Annotated in this window: 17 protein-coding genes, 1 pseudogene and 1 riboswitch; of the genes and pseudogenes, 13 read left to right on the plus strand and 5 right to left on the minus strand. The window is 45.3% G+C overall.

The features are described from left to right. Window positions 1-654: 654 nt before the first annotated feature. The 3 genes and pseudogenes from BUB99_RS20780 to BUB99_RS13800 form a co-directional block, all read left to right on the plus strand. A pseudogene (locus BUB99_RS20780) lies at window positions 655-762 on the plus strand (IS982 family transposase); the annotation flags it as partial. Window positions 763-942: 180 nt separating this feature from the next. Next, entirely contained in the window at window positions 943-3,687 is a 2,745-nt protein-coding gene (gene galB, locus BUB99_RS13795) for a beta-galactosidase GalB (RefSeq protein ID WP_073123568.1), read from the plus strand. Between the two features lie 20 nt (window positions 3,688-3,707). Beyond that, a complete protein-coding gene (locus tag BUB99_RS13800; protein WP_317041717.1) occupies window positions 3,708-6,374 on the plus strand; it encodes a sialate O-acetylesterase in 2,667 nt (888 codons plus the stop codon). 285 nt (window positions 6,375-6,659) lie between these two features. On the opposite strand, the gene BUB99_RS13805 is transcribed toward BUB99_RS13800, so the two are convergent. The 5 genes from BUB99_RS13805 to BUB99_RS13825 all read right to left on the minus strand — a co-directional run bounded on the left by BUB99_RS13805 (window position 6,660) and on the right by BUB99_RS13825 (window position 8,164). Further along, complete coding sequence (locus BUB99_RS13805; RefSeq protein ID WP_073123233.1) at window positions 6,660-6,917, minus strand: Txe/YoeB family addiction module toxin; 258 nt, start codon at window positions 6,915-6,917, stop codon at window positions 6,660-6,662. Further along, the gene (locus BUB99_RS13810; protein ID WP_073123236.1) at window positions 6,914-7,171 is read right to left on the minus strand and encodes a type II toxin-antitoxin system Phd/YefM family antitoxin; all 258 of its coding nucleotides are present in this window, start codon (window positions 7,169-7,171) and stop codon (window positions 6,914-6,916) included. Before BUB99_RS13810 ends, BUB99_RS13805 begins: the two co-directional genes overlap by 4 nt. A gap of 71 nt (window positions 7,172-7,242) precedes the next feature. Beyond that, window positions 7,243-7,413, minus strand: a complete 171-nt coding sequence (locus BUB99_RS20760; RefSeq protein WP_119844097.1) for a carbohydrate porin — start codon at window positions 7,411-7,413, stop codon at window positions 7,243-7,245. Between the two features lie 18 nt (window positions 7,414-7,431). Next, on the minus strand, window positions 7,432-7,761 hold the full coding sequence (locus BUB99_RS13820; RefSeq protein WP_073123238.1) for a hypothetical protein: 330 nt from the start codon (window positions 7,759-7,761) through the stop codon (window positions 7,432-7,434). 22 nt (window positions 7,762-7,783) lie between these two features. Continuing rightward, window positions 7,784-8,164, minus strand: a complete 381-nt coding sequence (locus BUB99_RS13825; protein ID WP_073123240.1) for a response regulator — start codon at window positions 8,162-8,164, stop codon at window positions 7,784-7,786. Between the two features lie 137 nt (window positions 8,165-8,301). Here BUB99_RS13825 and BUB99_RS13830 point away from each other — a divergent pair, with 137 nt between their 5' ends. The 10 genes from BUB99_RS13830 to thiH all read left to right on the plus strand — a co-directional run bounded on the left by BUB99_RS13830 (window position 8,302) and on the right by thiH (window position 16,469). Further along, complete coding sequence (locus tag BUB99_RS13830) at window positions 8,302-8,739, plus strand: GlcG/HbpS family heme-binding protein (protein ID WP_073123242.1); 438 nt, start codon at window positions 8,302-8,304, stop codon at window positions 8,737-8,739. A gap of 34 nt (window positions 8,740-8,773) precedes the next feature. Beyond that, the gene (locus tag BUB99_RS13835) at window positions 8,774-9,601 is read left to right on the plus strand and encodes a CvfB family protein (RefSeq protein WP_084190558.1); all 828 of its coding nucleotides are present in this window, start codon (window positions 8,774-8,776) and stop codon (window positions 9,599-9,601) included. A 94-nt stretch (window positions 9,602-9,695) separates the two neighbouring features. Next, on the plus strand, window positions 9,696-10,307 hold the full coding sequence (locus BUB99_RS13840) for a response regulator transcription factor (RefSeq protein WP_073123246.1): 612 nt from the start codon (window positions 9,696-9,698) through the stop codon (window positions 10,305-10,307). Between the two features lie 125 nt (window positions 10,308-10,432). Then, window positions 10,433-10,530: riboswitch (TPP riboswitch) on the plus strand. 29 nt (window positions 10,531-10,559) lie between these two features. Next, complete coding sequence (gene thiS / locus BUB99_RS13845; protein WP_073123248.1) at window positions 10,560-10,766, plus strand: sulfur carrier protein ThiS; 207 nt, start codon at window positions 10,560-10,562, stop codon at window positions 10,764-10,766. Between the two features lie 10 nt (window positions 10,767-10,776). Next, window positions 10,777-12,648: a phosphomethylpyrimidine synthase ThiC gene (gene thiC, locus BUB99_RS13850; protein WP_073123250.1), complete on the plus strand. Its 1,872-nt coding sequence runs from the start codon at window positions 10,777-10,779 to the stop codon at window positions 12,646-12,648. 3 nt (window positions 12,649-12,651) lie between these two features. Further along, a complete protein-coding gene (locus BUB99_RS13855) occupies window positions 12,652-13,239 on the plus strand; it encodes a thiamine phosphate synthase (protein WP_073123252.1) in 588 nt (195 codons plus the stop codon). Continuing rightward, the gene (locus BUB99_RS13860; RefSeq protein WP_084190559.1) at window positions 13,220-13,969 is read left to right on the plus strand and encodes a hydroxymethylpyrimidine/phosphomethylpyrimidine kinase; all 750 of its coding nucleotides are present in this window, start codon (window positions 13,220-13,222) and stop codon (window positions 13,967-13,969) included. Before BUB99_RS13855 ends, BUB99_RS13860 begins: the two co-directional genes overlap by 20 nt. After that, window positions 13,966-14,601 carry a thiamine phosphate synthase gene (locus tag BUB99_RS13865; RefSeq protein ID WP_073123254.1) on the plus strand — a complete coding sequence of 212 codons (636 nt, stop codon included), beginning with the start codon at window positions 13,966-13,968 and terminating at the stop codon, window positions 14,599-14,601. The genes BUB99_RS13860 and BUB99_RS13865 overlap by 4 nt, the downstream gene beginning before the upstream one ends. Further along, window positions 14,588-15,364 (plus strand): thiazole synthase, encoded by a 777-nt coding sequence (locus tag BUB99_RS13870; RefSeq protein WP_073123256.1) that lies wholly within the window; start codon window positions 14,588-14,590, stop codon window positions 15,362-15,364. Before BUB99_RS13865 ends, BUB99_RS13870 begins: the two co-directional genes overlap by 14 nt. Further along, window positions 15,354-16,469: a 2-iminoacetate synthase ThiH gene (thiH, locus tag BUB99_RS13875; protein WP_073123258.1), complete on the plus strand. Its 1,116-nt coding sequence runs from the start codon at window positions 15,354-15,356 to the stop codon at window positions 16,467-16,469. The genes BUB99_RS13870 and thiH overlap by 11 nt, the downstream gene beginning before the upstream one ends. Window positions 16,470-16,483 lie beyond the last annotated feature (14 nt).

The raw sequence follows: 16,483 nt of genomic DNA on the forward strand, positions 1-16,483 counted from the left end.
AACCTGAATTCGATTTCAACTTTCATTAAACCCTTGTCGGAAATGCATCAATCATACTTTGTCTTCAAGCCAGATAGACCATACCTCCGATAGATAAACACCCCCTCTTTTTTCATTGTCAATGAAAGAAGCTAAAAGGCTAGAAACCTATAAACGCGCTACCGCTCAAACAGTATAATTTTCAAACCCCTTGAATAAAGTATATAGAGCATGATTCATTTTTAATCGAACTCAGGTTAAAAGGTAGATGAGCATGAGACATAAGCACAAAGTACATTAAACCTCGTTAGGTTGTAGCGTTTTGATATATATCTAAAACATTTTAGATATATGTCTTATTAAGTTTAGATATATATCATTTTATATTTAGATATATATCTTATCAAGTTTAGATATATGCCATTTTATATTTAGATATATATCTTTTTGTTGTAAGATGCTGTGGAGTCATACAGCATCACCTTACATCTATACCCTCTTGTGCCCAATTACTAACCTGAGTTAGATGCTAAATAACAGTTGCCTTGAAGGTCAAGGCTATCTTAGCAACCTGATTTCGATTATTAATTTGGTTAAAAAAGGAGGATAAATAGATAAAACCATTATTCATTTTTACGTTTAATCATATGATATTCAAATACTTAAACTAACAACATAGTTCTATCCATTACTAAAACTACCTATATATTCTATCTAATAGATGAATTCTGTATTGAATTTGATCAATCGGTCAAAAAACATTTGATTGGCAATAAACCCAAATTCAAAAAGTAAAAAGAAACTTCATCAAGAGCTAGACCGACTTCATTCTAGCGATCCAATGACCATAAAGTTTGAACATATTTTTTCTTTCCCTCTGCAAATTATCGTAATATTACGCAATCGGTTGTTTGACTACCAGTCGATGTATCAACGCTGTGCCTAAAAGCCAAAATCATGACTATGAAGACGAAAAAAGACAAAGCCTCCTGGTATCCACTGCTAGTGATCACTCTCCTGCTATCATCTCTATGGAGCTGCCAACCCTCCCCTCAGTCTCCACCACGAGAGCGAATCTCCATCAATGACAATTGGAGATTCTACAAATACGAAAACATAGAGAAGACGGATAACCTCATCTACGATGTACGCCCTGAGATCACTGACACCAATGACGACAAACAGGCTGACTCTAAACCAACAGAAGCCGTCGAGGTAGAAGCCACCCAAGAAACGCTCAAAGCGTGGATCATGCCAACAGGCAATCGCTTCATCAAAGACCCCACGAAACACTACACCAGACCAAAAGGCAATCCCGGAAAAGACTTTCCCTTCGTTCAGAGTGACTTTGACGATCAAGATTGGCAAGCCGTGGAGCTACCTCATGACTGGGCCATCGAAGAGCCCTTCTACGCAGGGTGGGACACTCCCGTAGGTGGTGGTATGGGACGACTCCCTAGTCCAGGCGTAGCATGGTACCGCCGAACCCTCGACATCTCTACTGCCGACCAAGGCAAATCCATCTTCTTGGATATAGATGGTGCCATGTCCTACGCCATGGTCTGGATCAACGGCCAACTGGCAGGTGGCTGGCCCTATGGGTACTCCTCATGGAGACTGGACTTGACTCCCTACCTCCACTACGGCGGACCGAACCAACTCGCGATACGCATCGACAACCCCGCACACTCCTCACGGTGGTATCCTGGTGGTGGCATCTACCGCAATGTATGGCTCGTCAAAACAGAGCCTATCCACATCGCACAGTGGGGTACCAGCATCCGAACCAAAGACGTATCTGCATCCCAAGCGACCATTCTCCTAGACGTGACGATTGACCATGATGGGAATGAAAACCAAAACATAGCTATTCAGACAGACATCTTTGTACTCAACGAAGATGGGTCGATTGGAGACAAAACTGTCGCGGCATTCGCCAAAAAAGCAATCAGCATGACTGCTCAAAACAGCAGTACCATCCAATCGACACTGACGCTCGACAACCCTCGACTATGGGGACCACCACCTACCCAATCCCCCAACCGATACGTAGCGATCACTACCCTCACCAGCGGGGGACAAACCATCGATGAGTACCGCACACCATTTGGGATACGGGCCATTTCCTACGATGCAGACAAGGGCTTCTTCGTCAATGGCGAAAAAGTCTACCTCAAAGGTGTGAACCAACACCACGACCTTGGAGCTTTGGGAGCGGCTTTCAATGCCCGTGCGGCAGAGCGACAGCTCGAAATGCTCAAAGAACTAGGCTGCAATGCCATTCGTATGGCGCACAATCCTCCTGCTCCCGAACTACTGGAGATGACCGATCGCATGGGTTTCTTGGTCATCGATGAGATGTACGATTGCTGGGCGCGAAAAAAGACCCCGCATGATTTTCACTTGATCTTCCCAGAATGGCACGAGCAAGACCTCCGCGCACTGGTGCGACGTGACCGCAACCACCCCTCTATCATCCTATGGAGTACGGGCAATGAAGTCGGTGAGCAATACACAGGAGAAGAAGGGGCAAAAATTGCCATGCGCTTACGAGAAATCGTCAATGAGGAAGACCCCACACGCCCTACTTCCGCGTCGATGAACTATGCCAAGCCCGGCATGCCACTGCCAGAAACTATGGAAGTCCTCAACCTCAACTACCAAGGTGAAGGCATCCGAAATGCCCCTGCCTATGCCCACCTCAAAGGCATCAACACTTCGCCGCTTTACCCTCGCTTTCACCAAGCCTTCCCAGACAAAGTCATCATCAGCAGCGAAAACGCCGCTGCACTCAGCAGCCGTGGCACCTACCTCTTCCCTGTCAATGAAGGCATCAGCGCCCCTATCAGCGACGGTCTAGGTGGTGACCCAAAAACTGGCTATGTTAGTTCGTATGAGCTGTACACGGCAGACTTTGGTTCATCGGCGGATAAGGTGTTTGCTACTATCGATCAGCACCCCTATGTGGCAGGTGGATTCGTCTGGAGCGGATGGGACTATCTGGGAGAACCTACACCCTACTACCTCTCACGTAGCTCGTATTTTGGACTGATTGATCTTGCAGGATTCAAAAAAGACCGGTTCTACCTCTACCAGTCTCGATGGAGACCCGAACTACCGATGGCGCATATCCTACCCCACTGGAACTGGTCAGATCGCTTGGGCAAAATCACCCCCGTGCATGTCTTTACTTCGGGAGACGAAGCAGAGCTCTTCCTCAACGGAGAATCTCTCGGACGAAAAAAGAAAGGAGCATACGAATACCGTCTGCGCTGGGATGATGTCCTCTACGAGCCAGGCGAACTCAAAGTCATCGCCTACAGGGATGGGAAAGAGTGGGCTGAGGAGACGATCAAAACCACAGACTCACCGACTCAACTGACGCTCACAACAGACAGACAAAGCATCCTAGGCGATGGCAAAGACTTGGCGTTTGTCACAGTAGCGGTCACCGACCAAAACGGGCTCACAGTCCCCAATGCCATGAACGACATCACCTTCTCTATAGAGGGGCCTGGAGAGATAGTCGCTACGGACAACGGCGACCCGACGAGCTTGGTAGCTTTCCCATCCCTAGAACGCAAAGCCTTCAACGGAGTAGCACTAGCAATTGTACAACCCAACAAAGGGCAAGCTGGGACGATTACGATCAAAGCAGTATCTTCTGGTTTGAAAAACGCAGAGGTCACGATTGAAGTCATTCAATAATTATCAATTTCAAAAGCATCATGATGAAAAAGCATTTTATTCTAAGTCTCCTATTACTATTTATACTATTTGGGGTATCCCAAGCGGAGATTCGTCTACCCAAACTCGTGAGCAATGGCATGGTACTCCAGCGCGATACGCCCCTCAAAATCTGGGGATGGGCAGACCCTAGCGAAGACATCACCGTCCGATTCAAGGGTAAGAAATATACCACTACCACCAGTGCTACAGGAGAATGGTCCGTCACGATGCGCGCAACCAAAGCAGGTGGTCCCTACACCATGCAAATCCAAGGAAAAGACGACTCCATCACACTCTCCAACCTCCTCGTAGGAGATGTATGGATGTGTGCAGGACAATCCAACATGGTGCACTACCTCGGCATACATCAGCAACGATACCGACAGGAGATCGCGGAAGCTAACTACCCCGAAATCCGTCAATTCCTCGTCCCTACCAACCCTCAGTTGCAGGGCACAGCGACGGATATTCCACAAGGAGAATGGAAAGAAGCCAATCCCGAAAATGTATTAAAATTCTCTGTGGTGGCCTACTTCTTTGCCAAGAATCTTTACGATCAGTACCATGTACCTATCGGTCTGATCAACGCCAGTGTGGGCGGTACTCCGGTTGAAGCATGGATCAGCGAAGAAGGGTTCAAGTCCTTCCCCTCCATCACCAAGACGCTCACCCAAAACAAAGACACAGCCTACGTCAATCAGAAAAATCGTATCGCACAAAAATACCGAGCAGCAGCCCCTCCACAACCACAGGACGATGGGCTCACCGCCTCTACACCATGGTATGACCTTAGCTACAAGCCCACCCATTGGCACAACATCAACATCCCCGGCTACTGGGAAGACCAAGGCATCCGCAACCTAGACGGTGCGGTATGGTACCGTCGAGAGATCGATATCCCTGCCTCGATGACAGGCGTAGCGACCAAAATATTCATGGGCAGAATCATCGATGCGGATCAGGTCTACATCAATGGTACCCAAGTAGGTGGCAAGACCTACAAATACCCTCAACGCATCTACGACATTCCTGAGGGACTACTAAAGACGGGCAAAAACCTCATCACGATCCGAGTCGTGAACTATGGTGGCAAAGGCGGTTTCGTACCTGACAAGCCCTACTACCTCGCTACCGAAAACGACACCCTAGACCTCAAAGGCACATGGCAGTACAAAGTCAGTCAGGTGTTTCGTCCAAAACCTCCTCAGCCCTCTGGGGTATCCGCACAGCACCAGCCCACTGCCCTATACAACGGCATGGTGGCTCCCTTCACCCAGAGCCCTATCAAGGGAATCGTCTGGTACCAAGGAGAAAGCAATGGCGGCAATCCCCAAGCCTACGAAAAACTCATGGAGACGCTGATCCAAGATTGGAGAACCAAATGGAACGACAGCAACCTGCCCTTCCTCTATGCGCAGCTCCCCGATTACATGGATGTAGACTACCTCCCTACCGAGAGCAACTGGGCTGAACTAAGAGAAGCACAGCGACGGGCTCTCGATGTACCCAATACCGCCATGGCTGTCACGCTAGGCTTAGGCGAATGGAACGACGTACATCCAGACAACAAGAAACCGGTCGGAGACCGTCTCGCACTAGCTGCCAAAGCACTAGCTTATGATAACAAAAAAGTCGTCTACTCAGGACCGATGTTTCGGTCTGCGTCAGTAGAGGGCAGTCAGGTCACGCTTTCCTTTGATCATGTCGGCAGTGGATTGATCTCTCAGGATGGCGAAGCGCTGAGGTGGTTTGCACTGGCTGGGGTTGATCAAAACTATGTTTGGGCGGATGCCAAAATAGAAAACAATCAGATCGTCCTGTCTAGCGATGAGATCAATCAGCCCATCTATGTCCGCTATGCGTGGCAGGACAACCCTATGGACGTCAACTTCTACAACCAAGAAGGGCTACCTGCCTCCCCCTTCCAGACCCAACTGACCGATGCGCTATGGTTTGGCAAGAAAGCCACCGTCGTACTGACCTACGACGATGCACTCAACGTCCACCTCGACAATGCCCTACCCGTACTGGATTCGCTGGGGCTCAAAGCTACCTTCTACATCTCTGCTGATGCGCCTGGCTTCAAGTACAGAACCTACGAATGGAAGAAAGCTGCGCAAAATGGACACGAACTGGGCAACCACACCCTCTACCACCCTTGCCTCGGTGGAGACGGACGCGCGTGGGTATCGGATGACAATGACCTCAGAAACTACTCCGTGCCTCAGATGGTTCGGGAGATCGACATGACCAACCTCATGCTCCAGACGTTAGATGGGAAGTCAAAACGCACCTATGCGTACACCTGTGGTGACAAGGAGACAGGTGAAGGTTCATTTGTGAAGGAAATAGAAGGAAAGTTCGTGGCGCTACGTGGTGTCCAGTCCGGGCTCAACCACCTCGGCACCCTAGACATGACTGACCTCCGGTGCAACTCCATCGTCGATACCCCTGCATCAGATATGATTGCCTGGGCGGAGCAAGCCAAGAAAGAAAATGCCATGCTCATCCTCCTCTTTCATGGGGTCGGTGGAGAGCATTCGCTCAATGCTGCACTAGCTGATCATAAGGAGTTCCTAGAGTACCTCCAGGCCAATAAAGACGACCTATGGATCACCACTCTAGAAGATGCTGCAGAGCACATTCTCGAACAACAGAAGAAGTAGTGTGAAACTTTTGAGAACCGAGAGGCAAGATATTGAGAGACTAGACGGCTAGAAAATTCAAAGCCTCGGCACGAGACCGAGGCTTTTAGTTTATACCTTCCTTCTTAACTAAACCAGTATAAACACTTATCCTCCTAGGAGTGATACAGGTTGGCAACAATATTAATTTTTCCGTAACAAATGCCAAACATACAACTGTAGAAATGATTAGAGATTGTAATATTTTCAACTAGAACTCAATCTTGAGACAGATTATCTAGAAAATCATTCATAAAACCGCCAATATCAATAGTTCATTTTGCACTGAAGGATTTGAACAACATCCCCTTTGATGCGATACACCAGCCGATGTTCAAAATTGATACGCCGTGACCAGACGTCGTTGAGTTCATAGCACAAGGGCTGTGGATACCCTAGCCCTTCGTAGGGTGTTTCTTTGATGGACAAACACAGTTCATCGATCAGGCGCTTCATAGACTGATCGGTTTTCTGCCAATGGATATACTCTAACCATGCATGGGACGAAAATTTAAGCAAAGTCATGAGAGCTTTTGGATTGTTTTTTCAAATCCCCCTCCATCGTTCATCTCTCCTATTGATTCAAAAATACGCTGTGCATTTCTGGGATTCTTAAGTAAGAAGAAAGTCTCGTGTATGCTATCATAGTCTGACTTGGATAGTACCACTACATCTTTACCATCCGTACGTGTGACGAGCAGTGGCATACGATGGTTCATTACCCGATCCATAAATGATTTTAGATTTTGCCGAAAGTTGGTGTAGGTCGTATGTTCCATATTAAGTGTTTGGAACAAATATAAGTAGTTGTACAGAATCAAGTACCATACAAGACACTGAATTTAAAGCACTACCAAGTCCACCACTCTGCTTTCACTCCGAAATAATGACCCCACCTCTCTTTCCCAACAAGGTCAAGATAAGGAGAATACTGATTGTCACGAGCGGTATCATTGTATCTCGCAACTGAATACACGAAACGCAAATGTGGGCGTGACCAAACCGATCGTTGTCCGCGCAGGAATCAGACTCAGCTTCGTCATAGTATAACCCATCCATCCTCACCAGGAAACGAGTAGAGTCCGGAAGAATCATTTTCGCTGATCTCTGTATCTGTCGCGTCTCCCATGTGATGATACTCTCCCAGTAGGGTAATCAGTTTGTTGTCCCCGAGACGGAAATCTTGCTCCACGGTCAACAGCAACCTTTGCCGCAATTCCAAACTAGGCGTTCCCGATTTGATATTCAAAAAGAAATAAGGTGGTACCGTAGAGGTCGTATCTGATGAGGATACAAAATTCATCGACATTCTAGTTCCTTTGTACTCTAGCCCAAACCCTTGGCCAGAATGATCATAAAAGGGATTCACTGCAAGAGACTACAACTGCATACTATAGCTCTCTCTGACAGATTTCTATCAGCTTGTCTTTTCTAAGGGGCTTGACCAAGTAATCTTTGATCAAATCAATATTTTCCGCTTTAGTAATATCTCTATAATCAATGGATGAAGACAATATGTATATCGGAACAAGTGCTATACCTAAGGATTGATAACTCTCTATAAAATCCCAAGCATCCATGATGGGCATGTTGATATCTAGAAATATTAGGTCAGGTAATTGATCATCAGATTTCAAATGAGCAATAGCTTCTTCCCCATGCAAAAAGGTCTCTATAACTAACTCATCATCAAAATTGACAAGCATCTTCTTCATGATTCTTTGCAAAATAGGGTCATCATCTATGACGTACACTTTACGTTTCTCTGTCATCCAATTTTTCGTTCTAAATAATGCATTCCAAGATACGCATGCCAAGTAGTTCGATGCAAGAATTCATCTATTTAATATGAAATTAGTTAGTTGAATTCTTAATCGAGATATTTGCGCCTCGCTCATATATATCACGGATGGAATTAAAGGCAGGAATCAAAATCATCAACACAGTCATACACGAATGTCTCAAAACGAAAAAGGACGCTATCGTAGCTGTAGTAGACCAAAATGGAGAGTTAGTCACCTTTGCGCGCACCGACGGTGCTCCGTTGAGTTCTCTACAGCTCGCCATCAACATGGCCTATACTGCTACTAGACTCCAGCAAGAGACGCAAACCTTCTCAATACAACTCGCACAAAAAAATCCTGAAGACCTCCGCTTTTACAACGATCCCAAAATTGTCACCTGGCCAGGAGGCATCCCCGTCTATGATCCAGCTGGCAAACTCATAGGAGGAATAGGTATCAGTGGTATGAGTGACGAAGAAAACATTGCGCTAGCGCATCAAGCACGCGAAGCAATCAAACCCACTCCACCCAAACCAGACAACAGCCTAAAGCTGTATTCGTAACCATTCAACATTCACTAGCATAGCAACGATCACCATGGAAATAGGCGAAAATAACCTACTCAAAGTCAATAGATTCACAGATAATGGAGCATACCTCATCGACGCAGATCACACCGAGGTTCTCTTACCCAACAAGTACGTTTCCGAGGACCTCACCATAGGAGATGAGATCAATGTATTCGTGTACACCGACTCTCAGGATCGCAATGTAGCCACCACCCTGACACCACTCGCCAAACGAAATCAATTCGCCTGCCTACAGGTCAAGGATGTCAGTCAATACGGTGCTTTTATGGACTGGGGATTAGAGAAAGATCTTTTTGTACCTTTTAGCGAGCAAGATCGACGACTAAAACCAGGACAATGGAACCTCGTCTACTTGTATCTCGACTCGATCACCAAACGCGTCGCAGCAAGTACACGTATCCACCTATTCGTAGCTCGAGACATTATGGATATCGAGGAAGGAGACGAAGCGGACATCATCATAGGCGAAACCACCATCAACGGAATCAAAACCATTATCAACCAAAAATACCTTGGTCTGATATACGAGAACGAAACTTTCGAAGAACTCAACAAAGGAGAAAAACGAAAGGGATACATCAAAACCATTCGCCCAGATGGAAAAATTGACGTTTCACTCCGAAAATCAGGAATTGAAATTCTAGAAGAAGGAGCTGAAAAAATCATAAGCTACCTCAACAGTCACGACGGCCAACTGTCTCTTCATGACAAAAGTTCTCCTGAAGAAATCCAGTCTGTTCTCCAAATGAGCAAAAAGAATTTCAAACGCTCAATTGGTATACTATACAAGAAAAAAATGATAGTTATCAAAGATGAAGAAATTGTACTAGCCTAACATTTTACATTTATTTAGATTTAATACAAATAAGACTTGGATAAACCATTCCGAGTCTTATTTTTGCATAGAATGAATCTAAATAGATAACACAGTGCCTATAACTCAATCCGTCATCATCGCTGACTCCAACTACCTAAGCATGCAAGGATTGCAAAACATTGTCACCAACAACAGCGCCTTAGAGCTCATTGAGTCTATATCCGATATCGCTGATCGGGCTCAATTTCAATACGATCAAGCAGACATCTATATCATCAATACCAGCCGAAACACAAAGGTGCTAACAGAACTCGCAATGAACGTATCTTCTTCTAAGCGTGTACTGGCCATTGCCAATACTTCAGAAGTCGCTGGAATAAAAAAACTTTGGAAACATGGTATCCAAAGCATCGTCACAGACCACTGTAGTGAACAAGAAATTTCTCAAGCCATCGAACACCTCGCCAACAAAGAAAATTTCTACTGCAATACGATCTTAGATTTAATCAAACGTAAAAGTAAGACCTCTCCCCGATTTGGGCTTACTAAAAGAGAATATGAAATCCTGCTCCTAATCACCAAAGGCAAGAGTTCGAAAGACATCTCGGAACAGCTTTTCTTAAGCCCCCACACAGTTAATTCGCATCGCAAAAACATCCTCAAAAAACTCAACCTAAAATCACCCGCCGAACTCATCATCTTTGCTTTGGACAACAACATCTAGACACGTTCATTGCTTATTTTAAACCTCCTGCTATTTATCCCAACTAGTCGTTTGTCATTACTTCACGGATAACACTAATATCTTGTTGATTGTTTTATACTTCTAATATTTCCTCTTAGATTTGGCACATACTTTAGGGGTGCCCACAGATGCTGTGGCTGAGACAATACCCTCAATACCTGATACTGGTAATTCAGTCGAAGGGAAAAGTCAGGCACTTCACGTGGCTCCTAAAGGTAAAACCGATTCAATATGAAATTCAAATTGAACAACGAGGAGCAAATTCTTCAGGACGATCACACACAACTAACATCAGTATTAAAGGAAAAAAACCTTTATATTGAAAGAGGAATTGCTGTGGCGATCAATGACGAAATTCTACCCAAATCAAATTGGGAAGAATACCTCATACAAGAAAACGACAATATTCTGATCATCACCGCCACACAAGGTGGATAATTGAAACATTATGGCTAAAGACGAACAAATCCCAAGAGAGGAGAAAATCACAAGAGACCCATTCCCTGCTTCCAAAAAAATCTATGTCAAAGGAGAAATCCATGACATCAAAGTGGCGATGCGTGAGATCACATTGAACGACACAGTGCTGAAATTCAACCCTTCTGCACCCAAAGAAAAAAACCCAGCAGTGACCGTCTATGACACCAGTGGACCATTCACTGATCCAGATATAGCCATCGATGTAAGAAAAGGGATTCCAAAGCTAAGAGAGCAATGGATCAAAGACCGTGGCGATGTAGAGCAACTGGACAGTATCTCTTCTAACTATGGTCAAGAGCGACTCGACGATTCTAGTCTTGATGACCTTCGGTTCGAATACATCGCTAAGCCTTACAAAGCAAAAAAAGGCGCGAATGTGTCTCAACTGCACTATGCCAAAAAAGGCATCATCACTGCAGAAATGGAGTACATCGCGATCAGAGAAAATCAAAAAATCGATGAGTGGAATCATCTCAACGTCCAGCATCCAGGCGAAAGCTTTGGTGCCAATACTCCAAAAGGTAAAATCACGCCTGAGTTCGTCCGAGATGAAATCGCTGCAGGTCGTGCAATTATCCCTAACAACATCAACCACCCTGAGTCTGAACCTATGATCATTGGTCGTAACTTCCTCGTGAAGATCAACGCCAACATCGGTAACTCAGCGGTCTCCTCCTCTATCGAAGAAGAAGTAGAGAAAGCAGTGTGGGCGTGTCACTGGGGCGCAGACACTATCATGGATTTGTCTACTGGTAAGAACATCCATGAGACAAGAGAATGGATACTAAGAAACTCTCCTGTGCCAATCGGAACCGTGCCAATCTATCAAGCATTGGAGAAAGTAAACGGAAAGTCTGAAGACCTCACATGGGAAATATTCAGAGACACGTTGATCGAGCAAGCTGAGCAAGGTGTAGATTACTTCACCATACATGCCGGTGTACTCCTAAGATATGTACCACTGACGGCTAAACGTGTCACCGGTATCGTATCACGTGGCGGGTCTATCATGGCCAAATGGTGTCTAGCACACCACAAAGAAAGCTTCCTCTACACACACTTCGAAGAAATTTGTGAAATCATGAAAGCTTACGATGTGGCCTTCTCTTTAGGAGATGGATTGAGACCTGGTTCACTGGCAGATGCCAACGATGAAGCGCAGTTTGGAGAATTAGAAACACTCGGTGAGCTGACTAAAATCGCTTGGAAACATGATGTACAAGTGATGATCGAAGGACCTGGTCATGTACCAATGCACATGATCAAAGAAAACATGGAAAAGCAACTCGAAGCGTGTGACGAAGCACCATTCTACACACTCGGGCCATTGACGACTGATATAGCTCCAGGTTATGATCATATCACCTCTGGTATCGGAGCAGCGATGATTGGTTGGTATGGTTGTGCTATGCTATGCTATGTGACGCCTAAAGAGCATTTGGGACTCCCAAACAAGAAAGATGTAAAAGATGGTGTGATCACTTACAAGATCGCAGCACATGCCGCGGATTTGGCCAAAGGTCACCCAGGATCACAGTATAGAGACAACGCACTCTCGAAAGCTAGATTCGAGTTTAGATGGGAAGATCAGTTCAACCTATCTCTCGACCCAGATACCGCAAGAGAGTTTCATGACGAGACCTTACCAGCAGAAGGAGCCAAAGTAGCGCACTTCTGTTCAATGTGTGGACCGAATTTCTGTTCGATGAAAATCACGCAGGATGTACGTGAGTTTGCAGCAGCCAACGAACTAACCGAGCAAGATGCTCTCGGAAAAGGAATGGCTGAAAAAGCCAAGGAATTTACTGAGAAAGGAAGCGAAATATATCTAGAGCAATAGCGATTGAAAATCGTCATCATTACACCAGAGACGCTGGTGGATCAAGAGCTGGAGACCTGCAACGAACTGCTGCAACATGACGTTCGTTTGCATATCCGAAAGCCTCATGGATCAAAAGATGAATTAACAAGATATTTAGATCAGATAGATCCGTTACATTATAAAAAAATCAGCCTCCATCAGCATCATAGTCTGGTGGAGGAATTGAAACTGGGAGGTAAACACTGGAAGTCAGACCAAATAATAGACAACCAATGCTTAACAATCCGTTCCAAGTCATTTCATAATTGGGAAGACCTAGTACAGGAAACAGCTGCAATAGATTATGGCTTTTTAAGTCCCATATACGATAGTATCTCCAAACGGGGGTATACATCAGGATTTGATGAGACCAAGCTAAAAAAGTGGGTAACACATAGCAAGCCCTTTCCCGTATACGCTTTGGGTGGTGTCACATTTGACAAACTGGAAGCACTACAGGACTTAGGTTTCGATGGGGCGGCACTACTGGGAGCTTTTTGGAATTTATCGGATATTAAATTACGCTTGAAAACACTTAAACAAATAACTCATGGCAATAGCAAAAGATAATCTAGTATTAAGTATCGCAGGGTTTGATCCCTGTGGTGGTGCAGGCATATTGGCCGACATACAGACCATGCATCAGCTCAAAGTGCAAGGAATGGCAGTAGTGACTGCTCTAACCTATCAAAACGAGGACGACCTGTGGGGTATAGAGTGGAAAGATTTTGATCCCATCAAATCACAAATTGATGCACTACTAGCAGATTACAGTTTTGGTGTTGTCAAAATAGGGATTATCAACGGACTAGACCTGCTCAACAAACTACTCCAGTATCTTGAAAAAAGAATTCCTAACGCTAGGATCATTTGGGATCCCGTTTTAAAATCTTCATCAGGATTTGATTTCGTCAAGAAAGTCGAGTCGGATGAGTTTCAAAACATCCTGAAACGTGTACACCTGATTACACCCAACCGATGGGAATTCGATAAGATTTCGGCTGCATTAGGTTCAGAAACCTGGCCTACCAACGTACTCAAAAAAGGAGGACACAGTGACACCTCTGACACCAGTGATATTTTGATTAAACCAGACGGTAGCCAAGTCAAAATAGAAGGAAAACGCATCGAAGGAAAAGACAAACACGGCACTGGATGTGTACTTTCTTCGGCAGTAGCTGCCAGCATCAACAAAGGAATGTCACTAGAAGACGCCTGTAAAGCAGCCAAAGAGTACACGGAAAAATATCTACAAACAGGAACAGCCAAATTAGGAAGACATTTTGAAATCAACGCATGATCAGTAGGTTACATTACATATCCCAAGAAACAGCAGACAAGTCTCATCTTCAAAACATAGAAGAGGCATGTCAAGCTGGCGTGGACTGGGTACAATTAAGAGTAAAGAACAAAAGTGATAATGAAGTGCTAGCAATAGCAACTGAAGCGAAAGAAATTTGCAAGAAGTACAAAGCTAAGCTCATCATCAATGACCATGTGGCCATTGCCAAAAAGGTGAAAGCCAATGGCGTACACCTTGGAAAAGAAGACATGGATCCCGCTGAGGCAAGAGAAATCCTTGGTGACAGACCTTATATTGGTGGTACAGCCAATACTTGGGAGGATGTAGAACGACTCGCTATGGCGGGGGTAGACTATATCGGACTAGGACCATTTAGAGATACCAGTACCAAAGAAAACCTCAGTCCTATCTTAGGAATCAAGGGTATTTCGGCGATATTAAACAACATGATCATTGGTGATATCCAAGTACCTATTATTGCTATTGGAGGGATACAAACAGAGGATATTTTTGATCTACAGCTATCCGGATGCCACGGAGTGGCAGTCGCTTCGCTCATCAACCTCTCTGACAACAAAAAAGAAACTGTAAACGACATCAATTACTGCTTGCCCGATGGAGAATTTTAAAATAGCCGACAAGGAATTTAAGTCTCGCTTGTTTACAGGCACTGGCAAATTCAAAAACAGCCAGTTGATGAAAGAAGCGTTAGAAGCATCAGAATCTGAACTGGCTACTGTAGCACTGAAACGTGTAGATGCAGGAGATGCGCATGACCAGATCCTCACACATCTTAACCATGACCGCATCAGTCTACTACCGAACACGTCTGGTGTTCGTACGGCGAAGGAGGCTGTATTTGCAGCGCAGTTGGCTCGGGAAGCATTGGAGACCAACTGGATCAAACTGGAGATCCATCCAGATCCTAAGTACCTGATGCCAGACCCCATAGAGACACTCAAGGCAACCGAAGAACTAGCCAAATTAGGTTTCATTGTCTTACCTTATATTCACGCTGACCCTGTGCTATGCAAACGTCTAGAAGATGCAGGTACATCAGCGGTCATGCCGCTCGGTTCTCCTATCGGCAGCAACAAAGGGTTGAAAACGATTGACTTTCTAGAAATCATCATCGAACAAGCCAATGTGCCCGTAGTGGTAGATGCAGGTATCGGTGCGCCTTCGGATGCTGCTAAAGCAATGGAGCTCGGAGCAGATGCATGTTTGGTCAACACGGCCATCGCCGTATCAGACAATCCAGTACAAATGGCAATCGCTTTCAAAATGGCTATCGAAGCAGGCCGCATGGCCTATGAAGCCAAACTCGCGTCACCCGTCAACAACGCCATAGCAAGCAGTCCACTACTAACAGCATTTTTAGATGAGCTTTAAGGAAGTATTCGATAAGTATTCATGGGATACGGTCAAAGAATCGATCTATGGCAAAACCAGTACGGATGTAGAACGTGCCCTGAGTAACCCTGAAAGGACACTAGAAGATTTCAAGGCGCTCATCTCTCCTGCTGCTGCGCCCTATCTGGAGCAAATGGCAAGGCTCAGTCATGAAATGACTTTGAAACGCTTTGGCAATACCATGCAGCTATATGCCCCACTCTACCTATCCAACGAGTGCCAAAACATCTGTACCTATTGTGGTTTTAGTCTGGACAACAAACTAAAACGCAAAACGCTCAACGACATAGAAATCGCCAAAGAAGTGAAGGCCATCAAAGCGATGGGTTTTCAACATGTGCTTTTAGTAACTGGAGAGGCAAACCAAACCGTAGGAGTCGACTACATCGAGCATGCCATACAGCAGATACGACCACACTTTGCGAATCTCAGTATGGAAGTACAACCGCTGGATCAGGACGAGTATGAACGATTGATACCACAGGGATTACACGCTGTACTGGTCTATCAAGAAACTTATCACAAGGAAGATTACAAAAAGCATCACCCAAAAGGCAAAAAATCGAACTTCGACTACAGACTAGAAACACCAGATCGCCTCGGTAAAGCAGGCGTTCACAAAATGGGACTGGGTGCGCTCATCGGTCTAGAGGATTGGCGTGTGGACAGTTTCTTCGTCGCGCTACATCTAAGCTACCTAGAGCGTCAGTACTGGCAAACCAAATACAGCATTTCATTTCCTAGACTGAGACCGTTTTCTGGCGGACTAGAGCCTAAGGTAGAAATGGTGGATAGAGAACTGGTACAACTCATCTGTGCCTATAGAATCTTTAATCAGGAAATAGAACTATCCCTATCCACACGCGAGATGGAGACCTTTCGAAATCACGCTATTAGACTGGGCATTACAAGTATGAGTGCTGGATCCAAAACAAACCCAGGAGGCTATGCGGTAGAACCTCAGTCTCTAGAGCAGTTCGAGATATCTGACGAAAGAAGTCCTGAAACCATCAAACAGATGCTGGAGCAAAATGGGTACGAACCTGTTTGGAAAGATTGGGACATCACGCTGGAGCACTCCTAAACCCAACTAGTGTC

This window comes from Reichenbachiella agariperforans (assembly GCF_900142205.1).
GTDB classification, from domain to species: domain Bacteria; phylum Bacteroidota; class Bacteroidia; order Cytophagales; family Cyclobacteriaceae; genus Reichenbachiella; species Reichenbachiella agariperforans.

What these genes read in the sequence shown, in the direction of transcription:
- BUB99_RS13860 (WP_084190559.1), top strand. Translation starts at nt 13,220, where the DNA reads ATGGCAATAGCAAAAGATAATCTAGTATTAAGTATCGCAGGGTTTGAT.
- BUB99_RS13825 (WP_073123240.1), bottom strand. Translation starts at nt 8,164, where the DNA reads ATGACAGAGAAACGTAAAGTGTACGTCATAGATGATGACCCTATTTTG.
- galB (WP_073123568.1), top strand. Translation starts at nt 943, where the DNA reads ATGAAGACGAAAAAAGACAAAGCCTCCTGGTATCCACTGCTAGTGATC.
- BUB99_RS13805 (WP_073123233.1), bottom strand. Translation starts at nt 6,917, where the DNA reads ATGACTTTGCTTAAATTTTCGTCCCATGCATGGTTAGAGTATATCCAT.
- BUB99_RS13810 (WP_073123236.1), bottom strand. Translation starts at nt 7,171, where the DNA reads ATGGAACATACGACCTACACCAACTTTCGGCAAAATCTAAAATCATTT.
- BUB99_RS13870 (WP_073123256.1), top strand. Translation starts at nt 14,588, where the DNA reads ATGGAGAATTTTAAAATAGCCGACAAGGAATTTAAGTCTCGCTTGTTT.
- BUB99_RS13865 (WP_073123254.1), top strand. Translation starts at nt 13,966, where the DNA reads ATGATCAGTAGGTTACATTACATATCCCAAGAAACAGCAGACAAGTCT.
- BUB99_RS13800 (WP_317041717.1), top strand. Translation starts at nt 3,708, where the DNA reads ATGATGAAAAAGCATTTTATTCTAAGTCTCCTATTACTATTTATACTA.
- thiC (WP_073123250.1), top strand. Translation starts at nt 10,777, where the DNA reads ATGGCTAAAGACGAACAAATCCCAAGAGAGGAGAAAATCACAAGAGAC.
- thiS (WP_073123248.1), top strand. Translation starts at nt 10,560, where the DNA reads ATGAAATTCAAATTGAACAACGAGGAGCAAATTCTTCAGGACGATCAC.
- BUB99_RS13830 (WP_073123242.1), top strand. Translation starts at nt 8,302, where the DNA reads ATGGAATTAAAGGCAGGAATCAAAATCATCAACACAGTCATACACGAA.
- BUB99_RS13835 (WP_084190558.1), top strand. Translation starts at nt 8,774, where the DNA reads ATGGAAATAGGCGAAAATAACCTACTCAAAGTCAATAGATTCACAGAT.
- thiH (WP_073123258.1), top strand. Translation starts at nt 15,354, where the DNA reads ATGAGCTTTAAGGAAGTATTCGATAAGTATTCATGGGATACGGTCAAA.